The following is a 14,918-nucleotide window of genomic DNA, read 5'->3' as shown; positions in this document are numbered from 1 at the left end:
CCGCGGATCTGTTCGACCTGGGGCTCAAGGTGGCCTGCGTGGCCGATATCCGTGCAGACGGCCAGAATCCCGATCTGATGCTGGCTCTGGCCGAACGCAAAATCCCGCTGCTCAAGGGCTGGGTGGCCACCCGGGCCCGCGGCGGCAAGGCGGTGGAGAAAGTGACTCTGGCCACGGTGGAAGGCACCGTCAAACGGGAATTTGACTGCGATCTGCTGGTGGCGTCGGCCGGACTGACCCCGGTCAACGGGCCCTTTATCCTGGCTGGGGCGACCATGCGCTACGACAGCCTGACCGGCTACTTCCTGCCGACCGACCTGCCCGAGAAGATGTTTGCCGCCGGCCGCATGACCGGCCTCAACGATCCGGTGTCCATCGAGGCGTCCGGACGGCTGGCCGGCCTCAACGCCGCCGATGCCACCGGTGCCGGGATGGGCGCTGCCGTGGCCGATGCGCAAAAAAACTTTCCACTCTGCCCGGCCCCCAGCGCGGCTGCAAGCTGGTCACCGCGCCGGTCAAGGGCAGGAAAAGCTTCATCTGCTTTGACGAGGACACCACGGTCAAGAACATCAAACAGGCCATTGCCATGGGGTTCGACGTGCCCGAGCTGATCAAGCGCTTTACTTCCGCCGGTACCGGCCCGGGGCAGGGCGGCATCCCGGGGCACAACCTGCCCCTGTTCGTCGCCCGGCATACGGCATCCATCAACACGCCGATTCCCACGACCCAGCGCCCGCCCCTGGTGCCGACCTTCATCGCCACCTATGCCGGCTACAACCATCACATGTTCAAACGCACGCCCATGCACCGCAATCAGATCGAAGATGGCGGCGTCTTCCGCAATATCGGTGTCTGGCAGCGGGCCCGCTACTTCTCTTCCGATTTCGACTGCAAGGAAGAGATTCTCAATGTGAGAAACAACGTGGGCATGCTCGACGGCTCCACCCTGGGCAAGTTCCGCATCCATGGGCCCGATGCGCTCAAGGCCCTGCAGCGGGTCTATGTCTCCGACATGAGCAAGGTAAAAACCGGGCGCATCAAGTACTCGGCCATGTGCAACGACGACGGCTGCGTCATCGATGACGGCGTGGTGACCCAACTGGGTGAGAACGACTACTACTTCACCACCTCCAGCGGCCGGGCCGGGCAGACCGTCGAGTGGATCCGCTATCACACCCGGTTTGACGGCTGGGACTTCCATCTGGTCAACCTGACCGATGCTATGGGCGTCATCAATCTTTCCGGCCCCAATGCCCGCAAGGTCTTGGAAAAAGTAGTCGATATCGATATTTCCAACACGGTGCTGCCTTTTTCGGGGTACACGGAATGTCTCATTCAGGAGACCATCCCCGTGCGCGTCATGCGCCTGGGATTTGTCGGCGAACTCTCCTATGAGCTGCACATGCCCTCATCCTATATGAAGTCGGTCTGGGAGATGCTCAAGACGGCCGGTGCCGCGTTCGGCATCCGCAATTTCGGTGTCGAGGCCCAGAACGTCCTGCGCATGGAAAAATGCCACATCATTCTGGGGCAGGAGTCGGAGCAGCGCACCAACCTGCTGGATGTGGGGCTCGGTTTTCTCTGGGACCGTAAAAAGAGCGATGCCAGAACCGTCGGGGCCGTGGCCCTGCGCCAGGCGGAGACCGATCCCGATCGTCTCAAGCTGGTGGGTATCCGCATGGAAGACGACGACCGGCCGGCCCGTGACGGCGCGCTGATCGTGGACCGCCGGGTGCGCGGCTATGTGGCCACCATGCGCAAGAGCTTTACCACCGGTCAGTCCGTGGGCATGGCCCTGGTGGAGGGGCCGCTGGCCGACATCGGTACCCGGCTGGAGATTTTCGAGGACGAGTGCAACGGGGTCCGGCGATATGCGCGGGTGGTGAAAATGCCGTTCTACGATCCCAAGGGCGATCGCATGAAAGCCTGAACGAAACATGTAAATTGGACAACCTTCTATTTGAACCAGTGGCAATGAATCAGTGTTAAGTTTCCCGTGTTAAGTGTTAAGCGAAGGAATTCTATCATTTCTATTTATAAAATAGCTTCGATCCACCGCTTAACACTTAAAACTTAACACTTAACACGATTGGCAATGAGGTACTTCTTATGGTTGAGATAAAACGAGAATCACCGGTGCGGTTCGGGGTAACTCCCCGCCAAAGCGAGGTGCGCGACAACTGGACCGTGGCGCTGGAATATGACGACGAAGGACAGGGGCCCTGGATCGTGGACCTCTCCCACAAGACCCGCTGGGATCTGCAGGACAGCAATGTCGGTGATTTCACCCCTTGCGACCTGCCCGTGCCGGCGGCTCCCGGTCAATCCCGCCTGGCCGGTGGCACGCTGGTCAATCGCATGAACCGCACCCAGGCCTCGATTTATCACCTGGGTACGGCGGCACCGGTCATGCCGGATGATTCCGGGTATACCGACGTCGGCGAGGCGACCCTTTGCGTGGCCCTTTTCGGGCCGGATGCGTTTCTGGTCGCTGAAAAACTGACCAACCTGGATCTTTTGGATCCTGCCAAAACACCGCCCTTTCTGCTGCAGGGGCCCTTCTGCCACGTTCCCTGCCAGATCGTCCCGCTGGAAAAGCACGCCGAGGGTGGTGGCGGTTTTCTGATGACCTGCAGTCGGGGCTACGGCGACAGCATGGTGGCGGCCATTTTCAAGGCCGGGGCCGAATTCGGCCTGCGGCCGGCCGGTGAGAACCGCTTTGCCGCCTGGCTGGCAGCCCTTGTCGAATAGCGCCTCCCAGCCTGGAGAAAACCTGTTCGCAGGGTTTTCTCCAGGCTGGAATGATCGCGCCTGCAGCGAACTGAATCCAACGGAATCCTGCTTTTTTTAACGCTTGCCAACAATTTCGTAACACCTGTCATTAAGGCGCCCCAGTCGGCCGGGATCGCTCCCCCCGGTCCACGAAGCCCGTTCCGGTTCCCAGGACCGGGGCATGGATGAAGCCAACCGCAAAGGGGCGTGGGGCGAATTCACGAAACACATCACCCTCTGGAAGGTTGACCGCTACCTGACGATGCTGTAGGAGAGGCGTGGGAATTGGCATGCAAGACGCCCCGCCGATTCCGGCGCAAGCCGGGCGATTTCAACGTGCAAAATGCGAACAGACAGACAATGTTATGGTTTATCAATCCGTCATTCAAATGCTCGAACAGAGCGGATTCCCCTTTGACGTGCATGCGCACGAACCCGTCACCAGTATCGACGAGGCCCACCAAAAGGTTCCCCACCTGACCCACAACCTGCTGAAGACCGTGGTTTTCCGCATCAAGGACGGCGACTGGATCCTGGCCGCGGTGACCGGTCACCATCGCATCCACTACAAGAAGCTGGCCGATGCCATGCAGGTCAACCGAAAGGTTTTACGCTCCATCGCCCCGGAGCAGGTTGAGCCGGAGCTGGGGTTCGAAATCGGCGGTGTCGGACCGTTTCCCGTACGCGGGGACATCCGTGTGGTGTTCGACGAAAGCTTGTTGCCCCTGGGAAAGGTGTTTTGCGGCAGCGGCAGGAACACCCGTACCATCGAAATGCAGATCGGGGATCTGATCGTCCTTGCCGGCGGCGTGGTCTACCCGATCGTCAACGACGCCGGTTAAAGGATAAATATTGATTTGTCGAAACGTGTCAGGGTATGAGTTAATAATGTTAAATCTGTCGACGGTCACCATGTTGAAGATGACCGCACTGCAAATTGTGCCGCCGGGCCCAACGCCCATTCTCTCCATTGATGATGATCCTTTGTATTAATCGCCCCAAGCCCCGTGAAAGGATTTCATTTCAGTGGAAGCCAGGATCATCCCTTCAAGGACCACGACGGATGCTCCAATGGAACAACCGCGCAACGCGCTGACGTTTTCCATTGTCACCGGACTGATTGCCCTCGCTCTTCTGCATGTGCTCGGCCGGTTCGACTTTTACCTCTCGCATATCTTCTCGGAGCTGTTTGCCATTTCCGTGGCTTGGGCCTTGTTCCTGATCGTTTGGAATACCCGCCGCCAGGTCGACAACGACGCCTTCGTTTTCTTGGGTACCGCCCTTTTTTTCATCGGCGTCATCGATTTGGTCCACGCGTTGGGCTATCAGGGAAACCGGTTCATCAGCCTGCAGGGCGTCTCGGATGCGTCCGTTCAGCTCTGGTTGGCCGGCCGTGGCTTGCAAAGCCTGGCCTTCTTGGCTTTTCCGCTGTTGCTGAACCGGCGCTTCAACAGCGTTGGTCGCTGGTGGGGTTTTCCGCCTTGACGGTGCTGATCCTGCTATCCATCTTCCATTGGAAGATTTTTCCGACCTGCTATGTCGCGGACACCGGCGCCACGCCCTTCAAGTGGACCGTCGAGGGCGTCATTATCGTTCTGTATGCTTCCGCCTTGTGGCTGTTGCACGACCAGCGGCAGTATCTTGATGGGGAGGTCTATGTTCTTTTTGCGGGGGCCATCGGCTTCATGGTACCGGCCCAATTCGCATCGGCCTTTTACAACCCTCGCTATGAGTGGTTGAACCTGCTGGGGCATGATTTCAAACTGGCCTCTTTTTTCATGGTGTACCTGGCCTTGATCCGATCCGGGTTGCAGCGTCCCTATGCCGTTCTGTTCCACAAACTCGATGCATCGGCCAGGGCCCTCATGGACGCCAACATCGAACGTACCACGATCCTCGACCACCAACCGGATCATATTCTTCTGCACGATCTGGACCAGCGTATCCTGTGGGCCAACCAAGCCGTCTGCGCGTATGTCGGCAAACCCCGCGAAGCATCATGGGCGCACGCTGCCAGGAAATCTGGCGTCAGTCCGGATCGACTTGCCAGGACTGTCCGGTCAAAAAGAGCATCGCCGATGGAACCATCGAGAGTATCGTTATCCGAACACCCGATGGAACCGCCTGGCAGGTGCGTACCTGCCCCGTGCGCGACGCCAATGGCGTGGTCACCCGTATTCTCGAAATTCGGGAGAACATTACCGAGCGCCTGCGGCCCTTGGATGCCCTGCGACTGTCCGAAGAGAAATTTTCCAAGGCGTTTCACTGGAACAGCACCCTGATGACCATCAGTTCGCTGGAAGATGGCATCTATGACGAAGTCAACGAGGCCTCCCTGCGCGCCACCGGGTTGACCCGCGAGGCGGTCATCGGCCGTTCTTCCACGGCGATGGGTATCATTTCGCAGGCTGACCGAAAGAAGCTGCTTGCCGTTTTGAAGCATCACGGCAGTGTGAAAAACTTGCCTCTTACCCTGATGCCGCAGAGACCGAATCCGCTTCAGGTCCTCTATTCAGCCGAAGTCATCACGATCAATGGACAGAAAAAGCTTTTAAGCATGGCCCAGGATGTCACCGCGCTGGTTCAGACCCAGCAGGAGCTGGACCAGGAGCGTTCGTTGCTCATCGAGTCCAAGCGCATGCTGCAGACCATTTTGGACGGTATTCCCGATGTCATCGGCCTGCAAGAAACCGATCATACCATTATCGCCTACAACCAGGCCGGCTACGACTTGCTGGGGTTAACGCCCGAGGCGGTGCGCGGCAAGAAATGCTACGAGCTGTTGGGCTACCGCTATTCCTGCGACCACTGCGCCACGACAAAGGCCCTTGCGTCCGGCCGGATTGAGACCATCGAACGTTATGAGCCTGCCCTGGACCGCTGGTTCAAGGTGAACGCAATTCCCATTTTTGGCGCAGATGGCGCTATTTCAATGATTGTCGAACAGCTCCATGAAATTACCGCCGAACGGAAGAAGGAAGTGCAACTGCGGCGGCTGGGATCGGCCATCCATCAGGTCGCCGAGGCGGTCCTCATCACCGATGGGAGCGGAACCATCGAGTATGTCAATCCGGCATTCGAGGCCATCACCGGGTACAGTCGCGCTGAGGCGGTCGGCCGCACCCCCCGCATCCTGAAAAGCGGCCACCATGACGAGGCCTTCTACGGCGACCTGTGGGATACGATTACCGCGGGCCGGACCTGGCATGGACGCATGGTCAACCGCAAGAAAAACGGTACCGTTTACCACGAAGAGGTTTCCATCTCGCCGGTCTTCGATCAACAGGGGACGATCGTCAACTTCGTGGCCGTCAAGCGCGACATCACCGAACAGCTCGACCTGGAGGAACATTTGCGCCAGGCCCAGAAGATGGAGGCCATCGGCGCCTTGGCCGGCGGCATCGCCCACGACTTCAACAACATCCTTTTTCCGCTGGTGGGTTTTGCCGAGATGCTCCAGGAAGACCTCCCCCCGGAAAGCCCGCTGCAGGATCATGTGGACGAAATTCTGCGGGCCTCGACCCGGGCGCGGGATTTGGTGCAGCAGATCCTGGCCTTCAGCCGCCAGGCCAAACAGGAGAAAAAGGCGATCCGCATCCAGACCATTGTCAAGGAGGTGATCAAGCTTTGCCGGGCCTCGCTGCCCAGCACCATCACCATCGACGCGAAGATGGATAACCGCTGCCGATCGGTGGTGGCGGATCCCACCCAGATTCATCAGGTGGCCATGAACCTGATCACCAATGCCTTCCATGCCATGGAAGAAACGGGCGGCGCGTTGCAGGTGACCGTTGACGAGGTCGAATGTGAGCCAAGCGATGCGCAAAGTGGTCGGCTGGCGGCGGGCACGTATGTGCGTCTGTCGGTATCCGACACCGGCCGCGGCATCGATCCGGCCATTCGCGACAAGATTTTCATGCCCTACTTCACCACCAAGGATAAGAACAAGGGTACCGGCATGGGATTGGCCGTGGTCTTGGGCATCGTTCAGAGCCATGGCGGCGATATCCAACTGAAAAGCACGCCCGGCCAGGGGACCGAGATCAACGCCTACTTCCCCTGCCATGCGCGTGAGGCGGAGGATGACGCCCAGGATACGACCGATCCGATTCCGCGCGGTCATGAACGGATTCTGCTGGTGGACGATGAGGCCCCCATCGTGAGGATGATGCGGCAGAAGCTCGAACGGTTGGGCTATGGGGTCACCGCACGGACCAGCAGCATCGAAGCCCTGGAAGTCTTCAACGCTCAGCCGGATCGTTTCGATCTGGTGATCAGTGACGTGACCATGCCCAACATGACCGGCCTCCAGCTGGCCCTGGAAATCAAGCGAACCCGTCCGCGGATGCCGATTATCCTCTGCACGGGGTACAGCGAGCAGTTCGACCGGCAGCGAATCAAAACCCTTGGCATCCAGGGCGTTGTGCTCAAACCGGTGGTGACCCGCGAACTGGCCAAGGAAATCCGCGCGGTACTGGATGCGGACGACCCGCCGGGTGAACCGGAAGCGTCAACCCGCCGCTAAGCCAGCAGGGGGGCGAGCATGTAAATCAGGTCGCTCTCCCGTGACGGGTAGGGCGTCATGATGCTTTGACGGTGCAGGTCCGCCACCGGAATGCGGTTTTGCATGGCCAGGGCAAAGGTGTTGATGATTCCCGTCGCGTTGTCGGCAATGATATGGGCACCGAGTATCTGACCCTCCCGATCGGCAAGCACCTTGTAAGCAGCCGAGTGCAGGCCCACGCGGCGGTACGTCGGCCAGCCAAGCCCGTGGGCGCTGCTTTTGAAATAGGGCGTGGCGGCTTCCTGCAGGGCCTTTTCGGTTTTTCCCACCATGGCGTATTGGGGATAGGTAAACAGCGTCGCTGGCACGGCGCTGTAATCCATGGCCGTGTGAGATTCTTGACCCGTTCTGCGAGCGATGATGGCCTCCGCCGCCACCTGGGCTTCGGCGTCGGCGACCCGGGCCAATTGGATGGTGGCCGCACAGTCGCCCACCGCATAGACCCGTGGGTTGCTGGTGGTCATCCGATCATCGACTCGAATTCCCCGGGCAGAGGCTTCGATGCCGGCCGCGGCAAGATCGAGATCCTTGAAGTCCGGTATTCGCCCGGCCCCATGAACCACCAGGTCGGCCGTAACGCGTTGATTGTCGGCGGTGGTGACGATGAATTCCTTGCCGGCCCGTTCGATGCCGGTGATGGCGACGTTGCAGCGGATTTCGATCCCTTCCTCCGCCGAGGCCGCGGATAACCGGGCGACCATTTCCGCATCGAAGGGTCCCAGCGGACGGGGGGCGGCTTCAAGGATGATGCAGCGCGTTCCCGATGGCCCCAGGCGGCTGGCGAAATGGGCGAATTCGAATGCGATGAATCCACCGCCGATGAAAACGATGCGTTCGGGCAGGTGCGCCAATTCGAGGAAGGCGCTGCTGTCGATGACCAGCCCCGCTCCTGGGATGGGCAGCGGCATGGGGACCGCGCCGGTGGCCACCACGATGGCCTCGGCGGTAAAGTGCCGGTCGTCCACGGAAAGGGTCTGGCTGCCGGTGAACCGGGCATGGCCGCGGATAAGGTCGATGCCGGCCTTGTGCAGGCCGTCGACGGTCCGTTGTGGAACCCCTCCGGTAAACCGGTTTTTGGCATCACGCAACTGATGCCAACTGGCGATGGCCGGTTGGGTGATGCCGGCGGTTTCAAGGTGCCGTGAACGGGCGACGGTTTCGGCGCCTCATAGAACCACTTTTTGGCCTGGCAGCCGCGCAGGGCACAGGTCCCCCCCGGTCGTTGGTCCTGTTCCACAAGGCCTACGGCCAGTCCCTTGTCTTTCAGTCGGTACGCGGCCGTCTGGCCTGCGGTACCGGAGCCGATAATCAGTACATCATAGACAGCGGGCATCCATCCCTCCCATCCTTTTCATTTCCGGTAATCTCATATGTGCGTTGGTACCTTTTCCTTGTCGACGTTTTCCGATGTTCATCATAGCAGATGGTTGGCAGGACGTCCAACCTTGCCCTGGGCAGCGCTGGCCGGCGGCGTTGACTTTGACAGAACGATGGGGTACAAAACAGAAAGCTTACAACACAAAATATAAATTCGTAAATACGTCTATGCGATCGGGGGAAAAGTCCTTCCAAATATTATTGTAAACACTTCTTGTTTTATCCATATGGTTTGAAATATGGATGCCGGTTTTAGCAAATTCGGTCTTATTTTATTTTTATTACAAAATAAAATGCGATCGATGGGTCCCGTGTTCAACGGTGCATACGTCCGCATGGGGCATCGCTTTGTACAGATGCACACCTCGCCTGATTCAGGTTCCAGAGAGGCGGTACCGGTAGCGCCCGATCCTTGACAAACGTGGAATGGAGCACATGAAATGGATGTGGATGACAAAATCATCGTCAAGAACCTGTACAAGATTTTCGGGCCGAATCCCGACAAAGCCATGACCCTGCTTGGCCAAGGCCTGGAGAAAACCGAAATTTTCGAGCGCACCGGAATGACCGTGGGGGTTAACAACGCCAACTTTACCATCCGGTCGGGGGAGATCTTTGTGATCATGGGACTTTCCGGCTCGGGAAAATCCACCATCGTGCGTATGCTCAACCGGCTGATCGAGCCCACGGCCGGCGAGGTGATCGTCGATGGCCGGGATGTCGTCCGGATGTCCCACGACGAACTGCTGAAGTTCCGGCTACACAGCATGAGCATGGTTTTCCAGTCCTTTGCCCTGATGCCCCACATGACCGTGCTGGAGAATGCGGCCTTCGGGCTCGAGCTTGCCGGTATCGAAGCCGACAAACGGCGCACACGGGCCATGGAAGCCCTTGCCCAGGTGGGCCTGGAAGGCTGGGAGGATTCCTCCCCCGCACAATTGAGTGGGGGCATGCAGCAGCGCGTGGGCCTGGCACGCGGTTTGGCCGTGGATCCGGAGATCCTGCTGATGGATGAAGCCTTTTCGGCCCTCGATCCCTTGATCCGTACCGAGATGCAGGATGAACTGCTCAAGTTGCAGGAGCAGGACAAACGTACCATCGTTTTTATCTCCCACGATTTGGACGAGGCTCTGCGCATCGGTGACCGCATCGCCATCATGGAGGGGGGCCGGGTGGTTCAGGTCGGTACCCCCGAGGAGATCTTGCAGAATCCGGCCGACGATTACGTGCGCGCCTTCTTCCGGGGCGTGGATCCCACCAATGTCATCTCCGCCGGCGACATCGTTCGGGATACCCACCCGACCTTGATCAAAACCAAGGTCGGTAGCCTTCGGGCCGCCCAGGAGTTGCTCAGCAACAGCGAGCACGATCATCTTTATGTCCTGGATGCCAAACGAAGATTTCTCGGTGTGGTATCGTCCGATTCCTTGCGTGAGGCCATTGCGGAACATGCCAAGGACAACCCCATCGATCTCGCTTTCATCAAGGACGCCAGGGCCATCAACACCGCGGACTCCATGCAGGATATCCTGCCCGAGGTCGCTTCGCGCAACTGGCCCATTCCGGTGGTGGACACGGACAATCACTACCGGGGCGTCGTTTCCAAGAACCGTTTCCTCAAGACCCTGCATCGGACGGAAGAACGGCTGGACGAACAGCAGGGTGAGATGAACGCCGCCTGAGCCCCCTTTCCGGGCGATCCTTTTTTTACCGATCGGATGGTGCTTATCGCCGACGACGGCAACCGGCCCGGCGATCCGCTGAAACGCCGATCCCAACGGAGTCAATCATGTTTACAGACAAAATCATTCCCCTGGACATATGGGTATCCCAGTTCGTGGGCTGGCTGGTAGACAACTACCGCAACTTCTTCCAAGTCATCAAGTGGCCCATCGAGCAGACCCTCAACGGTTTCGACAGCGGCTGAACGCACTGCCACCGATTGCCATGATCGTGATCATCGGACTTATCGCCTGGCGGGCTTCAGGTGTCTGGTTGGCGCTTTTTTCCGTCATCACCATGACCCTGATTGGATTGCTGGGCCTTTGGCAGGACTCCATGACCACCCTGGCCATGGTGCTCTCCTCGGTGATTTTCTGCGCCATCGCCGGCGTCCCGCTGGGCATCATTGCCGGTCGCAGCGACCGTTTCGAGGGGTTCATGCGTCCGGTACTCGATGCCATGCAGACCACGCCGGCGTTCGTTTATCTGGTCCCCATCGTGATGTTGTTCTCCGTGGGTAATGTTGCCGGCGTTCTGGCCACGATCATTTTTGCCGTCCCGCCGATTATCCGCCTGACCAGCCTGGGGATCCGTCAGGTTCACCCCGAGCTGGTCGAGGCGGCCCAGGCTTTTGGTGCCACCGACTGGCAGGTCCTCAAGCGGGTCCAGGTTCCCCTGGCCATGCCCACTATCCTGGCCGGCCTCAACCAGACCATCATGATGGCCCTTTCCATGGTGGTGATCGCCGCCCTGATCGGCGCCGGCGGCCTGGGATCGCCGGTGATTCTCGGACTCAATACCCTGGATATCGGGGAGGCGGTCATCGGCGGCCTGAGCATCGTGCTGATGGCGATTGTGCTCGACCGCATCACCCAGTCCATGGCCAAGAAGCGCTAGCTCTTTGGTGACATCGATCATCTGAAAAACGGCTGCCGACTGCAAAAGGAGGCGGTGATCGCGCTTGCCGGCCCAAGTGATGCAGCCATTATCCAGTTAACGCAACCGCGCGAATGAAGGAGAATCGAATGAAACAACTGTTGAAAACAATGACCGTCTGCATGGCCGTGCTGGGGTTGAGTGTGGTCGCTCCACCGGCCTTCGCCAAGAACATGAAACCCGGCAAGGGCGTTACCCTAAAGCCGGCCCGTGCCACCTGGAACACCGGGTTTTTCCAGGAAGCGTTGGTCCGGCGTGGACTGGAGGAGCTGGGCTATACCGTCAAGAAGCCCAAGGACCTGCCGAACCCGATTTTTTACAAGAGCGTCGCACTAGGCGATTTGGATTATTGGACCAACGGTTGGTTCCCTATGCACAACGCCCAACTTCCCAGCGATTTTAAAGAAAAGGCCGCATTGTATGGCTATGTTGTAAAGTCTGGCGGACTTGGCGGATATTTGGTCTCCAAAAAGGAAGTCGACAAATTTGGCATCAAGTCATTGGACGACTTCAAGCGCCCCGAAGTCAAAAAGGCTTTTGACACCAATGGCGACGGCAAGGCCGAACTGACCGCCTGTCCACCGGGATGGGGTTGTGAAAAAGTGATTGCGCACCATATGAATGCATATGGTCTTAACGATTTTATCAATCCGGTCAAAGCCTCCTATGAAGCCGGCATAGCATCCGCGATCGGTACATACAATAGTGGCGGACCGGCTTTTTTCTATACCTGGACACCTAACTGGACCGTCTACAAGTTGAAACCCGGTAAAGATGTGATGTGGATCAACGTCCCTGAAATTAATCCTAGCGAAGCCCAAGTCGGGTCCGAAGACCGCATGACGGTTAAAGGTGTGGAAGGCGCGGTCAGCGATCCGCTCAAAATGGGGTTCGTGGTCAACGATATCCGCATCGTGGCCAACAAGACGTTCATTGCCAAGAACCCGGCCGCCCAGAAGTTTTTCGAGGTATTTACCCTGCCGCTGTCCGACATCAACGAGCAGAATACGCGCATGAACGAGGGCGAGAAATCCCAGAAAGATATCGAACGCCACGTGGACGAGTGGATCGCCAAGAACACGGAGAAGTGGAATGGATGGCTGGCTGCTGCCCGCGCCGCCGTCGAGTAGACGTCCCCTCCCCATCTTCCCGGCCCCGGCCGGGGAGATGGATTTCCTACCCATTCATCATCAAGGCCAGGTAAAGCCCTTCGAGGGCCAGATCCGGGCGGATCACATCCAGAATCCCGGCGGCATCGAACAGGCTGACGAATTCTCCCGTGCCAACCACCAACGGCGCTTCCCCCCGAAACACTTCGTCGCGCATGCGGCCGATAATCTCACGCACCATGCCGATCTGACCGTAGTACAGCCCCGACTGCATGCTTTCGGCGGTGGAGCGTCCCACGGCATGATCCACGGCGGCAATTTCCACGCTGGCCAGCCGGGCGCGCGGCAGACCAGTGCGGTCAGACCGATCCGGATACCGGGCAGGATCGCTCCGCCGTGGTAGGTTTTGTCCGCGCCGATGGCACACAAGGTGGTGGCCGTACCGAAACCGGCCACCACCAGATCCTGGTCCGGGTGCTGGTGCACCGCGGCAATGGCGTTGGCGATGCGGTCGGCGCCGACTTCCTGGGGATTGCGGTAGCGGATTTTAAGCCCCGTGCGCACACCGGCGCGGATGACGAACGGCGTGATGGCGAAGTACTTCCGGCAGGCAGTATTTAGCGAATAGGTGGCTTCGGGCAGCACCGAGCAGACCGCGATGTGGCGGATCGCCTGCGGATCGATGGCATTGGACTTAAGAACGCCGCGCAGAAACAGGCCGAATTCATCTCCGGAAATTCGCGGATGGGCGGCCCGGCGGAAGTCGAGCCGCAGTTCCGGCCCGTCAAATACCCCGCCGGTCATGTTGGTGTTGCCGATGTTCAGGCAAAGGATCATCACTCCTGCCTTTCGGGTGAGGGCAGGTTGTCGATCAGCCTTACCCCACCGCAGGTGATCGCCGCGCAGCGCCGCCCCATGAAATCCTCGACGTAATCCACCGTGAACCCATCCTTTTCCAGAAGACGGATAATATCCCCGGTCGGTGCGTTGGTTGCCAAAAGGCGGGGAAACTTGGCGGCCTTTTGACGGTGATCGTTGGAAAGACGCCGGTTGCGCGAACTCAAGGCCAGCTGATCGGCCTCGCGTACGGTGGGGCAGGGCACGATGGTGATCGGCATGAAGAACGCTTCCACCATGCCCTTGACCAGCTGAAGTTGCTGCCAGTCCTTCTCACCGAAATAGGCCCGCTGGGGGCGCGCCAGGTTGAAGAGTTTCATGACCACACTGAGCATGCCGTCGAAGTGCCCGGGGCGGTGGGCACCGCAGAGCAGTTGGCTGTCCCGGTTTTCCATGACCCGGTAGCGGTAGTCGTCGGGATAGAGATCCGCGTACTGGGGCATGAAGATGGCATCCACGCCCTCGGCGGCGCACAGGTTCCGGTCTTCGTCGAAGGTGACCGGGTAGTTGTTCAGATCGTTGGGATCGTTGAACTGGGTCGGATTGACGAAAATGCTCACCACACAGATGTCGTTTTCCCGCCGGCAGCGGGTGATCAGGGAACGGTGACCATCGTGCAGGGCGCCCATGGTGGGGACGATGCCGACACTTTTTTCATGGGAAATTGCGTTTCGCCAGTTTTGCCATGCGTCGATGGTGTTGAGAATGTTCATTTGGCAAATTCCTTTGTCTGCATGCGGGATGAAACATCCGGCAGGATGATCGCCACGAACCGAGAAGGCATATCCGGGAGATGGCCGCCGTCCGGTTGGGTCGGGCGATGGGATCGCTGCCGACAATCAACGTTGAATCGCCGGTGATCAGGGCTGGATATGTTTCCACGGAAACGGTCTTTGGTCGTTGATACCGGGCGTTAAACGGAAACGGGAAACAAAGCGGCCGAGGCGGTGGCCGCAAGGGATGGATTGGCGGGTGCGAGGTACCTGTCCCATGGATCAAGTCCTTTCCATTGATGCAATGCTACTGATGCGTTGCTGCCGGTCGATTCGTACCGGCGAATCCGTCGTCAGGTCGCCTTCCGCAAAAATCGGATGGGCGCCGTTGACGCGCCATACCAAGCATAAAGCCCAAAACTTGTCAACCCTTCATTATTGTTCGCCATTCGCGGACAACAGGCTTTTGGGCGTTGTTATACACTCAATTTATAACCCACCCCATAGATGGTCAGAATGATTTCTCTGCCGGGCAGGTGGACGGCGATCTTCTTGCGCAGGTTCTTGATATGGCTGTCGATGGTGCGGTCATATCCCTCGAATCGATATCCTTGCACCTTGTCGAGGAGTTCGCCGCGTGAGAAGACCCGTTCCGGCGACCCCATCAGGACGCCGAGCAAACCGAACTCACTGGGCGTCAGATTGAGCGGATGTCCGTCGACGGTCACCTGACGGGTGTTTTCATCCAGAACGATGGGGCCGGCGACACGCCGTTGGGACGCTCGGCAGGGCGCGCCCGCCGGAGCACCGCCTTGACGCGAGCCACCA

At 58.9% G+C, this 14,918-nt stretch carries 11 protein-coding genes and 4 pseudogenes; 10 read left to right on the top strand and 5 right to left on the bottom strand.

Annotated elements, in window-relative coordinates; translation table 11 throughout:
- The 6 genes and pseudogenes from JCM12296_RS45730 to JCM12296_RS26015 all read left to right on the top strand — a co-directional run.
- Positions 1 to 611, top strand: a pseudogene (locus JCM12296_RS45730) (hypothetical protein); the annotation flags it as partial.
- Positions 587 to 1,930, top strand: coding sequence for a glycine cleavage T C-terminal barrel domain-containing protein (locus tag JCM12296_RS26040; RefSeq protein WP_054699358.1), 1,344 nt, complete (start codon positions 587 to 589; stop codon positions 1,928 to 1,930). The pseudogene JCM12296_RS45730 and the gene JCM12296_RS26040, both read left to right, overlap by 25 nt.
- A gap of 179 nt (positions 1,931 to 2,109) precedes the next feature.
- Entirely contained in the window at positions 2,110 to 2,751 is a 642-nt protein-coding gene (locus JCM12296_RS26035) for an aminomethyltransferase family protein (RefSeq protein ID WP_054699356.1), read from the top strand.
- Between the two features lie 311 nt (positions 2,752 to 3,062).
- Positions 3,063 to 3,614 (top strand): aminoacyl-tRNA deacylase, encoded by a 552-nt coding sequence (locus JCM12296_RS26030; protein ID WP_054699355.1) that lies wholly within the window; start codon positions 3,063 to 3,065, stop codon positions 3,612 to 3,614.
- 229 nt (positions 3,615 to 3,843) lie between these two features.
- Positions 3,844 to 4,532, top strand: a pseudogene (locus JCM12296_RS50855) (MASE3 domain-containing protein); the annotation flags it as partial.
- A gap of 239 nt (positions 4,533 to 4,771) precedes the next feature.
- Entirely contained in the window at positions 4,772 to 7,297 is a 2,526-nt protein-coding gene (locus JCM12296_RS26015) for a PAS domain-containing hybrid sensor histidine kinase/response regulator (RefSeq protein WP_054699348.1), read from the top strand.
- On the opposite strand, the gene JCM12296_RS48165 is transcribed toward JCM12296_RS26015, so the two are convergent.
- Positions 7,294 to 8,424 (bottom strand): dihydrolipoyl dehydrogenase family protein, encoded by a 1,131-nt coding sequence (locus JCM12296_RS48165; RefSeq protein WP_281492162.1) that lies wholly within the window; start codon positions 8,422 to 8,424, stop codon positions 7,294 to 7,296. The two genes, JCM12296_RS26015 and JCM12296_RS48165, sit on opposite strands and share 4 nt — an antisense overlap.
- 122 nt (positions 8,425 to 8,546) lie before the next feature.
- A pseudogene (locus JCM12296_RS48160) lies at positions 8,547 to 8,669 on the bottom strand (FAD-dependent oxidoreductase); the annotation flags it as partial.
- A gap of 484 nt (positions 8,670 to 9,153) precedes the next feature.
- Between JCM12296_RS48160 and proV the strand changes: the two are divergent.
- From proV to proX, 4 genes are all read left to right on the top strand, one after another.
- Positions 9,154 to 10,395: a glycine betaine/L-proline ABC transporter ATP-binding protein ProV gene (gene proV / locus JCM12296_RS26005; protein ID WP_054699346.1), complete on the top strand. Its 1,242-nt coding sequence runs from the start codon at positions 9,154 to 9,156 to the stop codon at positions 10,393 to 10,395.
- A 107-nt stretch (positions 10,396 to 10,502) separates the two neighbouring features.
- Complete coding sequence (locus JCM12296_RS45715) at positions 10,503 to 10,640, top strand: hypothetical protein (protein ID WP_246804891.1); 138 nt, start codon at positions 10,503 to 10,505, stop codon at positions 10,638 to 10,640.
- A 20-nt stretch (positions 10,641 to 10,660) separates the two neighbouring features.
- Positions 10,661 to 11,332 (top strand): ABC transporter permease, encoded by a 672-nt coding sequence (locus tag JCM12296_RS26000; RefSeq protein WP_246804889.1) that lies wholly within the window; start codon positions 10,661 to 10,663, stop codon positions 11,330 to 11,332.
- Between the two features lie 128 nt (positions 11,333 to 11,460).
- Positions 11,461 to 12,501 carry a glycine betaine/L-proline ABC transporter substrate-binding protein ProX gene (proX, locus tag JCM12296_RS25995; RefSeq protein WP_054699344.1) on the top strand — a complete coding sequence of 347 codons (1,041 nt, stop codon included), beginning with the start codon at positions 11,461 to 11,463 and terminating at the stop codon, positions 12,499 to 12,501.
- A 46-nt stretch (positions 12,502 to 12,547) separates the two neighbouring features.
- Here the strand turns inward: proX and JCM12296_RS25990 are convergent.
- The 3 genes and pseudogenes from JCM12296_RS25990 to JCM12296_RS25980 all read right to left on the bottom strand — a co-directional run.
- Positions 12,548 to 13,317: pseudogene (locus tag JCM12296_RS25990) on the bottom strand (type III pantothenate kinase).
- Positions 13,317 to 14,090 carry a pantoate--beta-alanine ligase gene (panC, locus tag JCM12296_RS25985; RefSeq protein WP_054699341.1) on the bottom strand — a complete coding sequence of 258 codons (774 nt, stop codon included), beginning with the start codon at positions 14,088 to 14,090 and terminating at the stop codon, positions 13,317 to 13,319. The pseudogene JCM12296_RS25990 and the gene panC overlap by 1 nt, the downstream one beginning before the upstream one ends.
- Positions 14,091 to 14,566: 476 nt before the next feature.
- On the bottom strand, positions 14,567 to 14,918 hold a 352-nt coding region (locus tag JCM12296_RS25980), incomplete at its 5' end, for a winged helix-turn-helix domain-containing protein (protein WP_218188279.1).

The organism is Desulfosarcina cetonica JCM 12296 (assembly GCF_001311845.1).
In the GTDB taxonomy this organism is placed as follows: domain Bacteria; phylum Desulfobacterota; class Desulfobacteria; order Desulfobacterales; family Desulfosarcinaceae; genus Desulfosarcina; species Desulfosarcina cetonica.
Note: the sequence above shows the minus strand (reverse complement) of the source record. Positions and strands in the feature narration are given on the sequence as shown.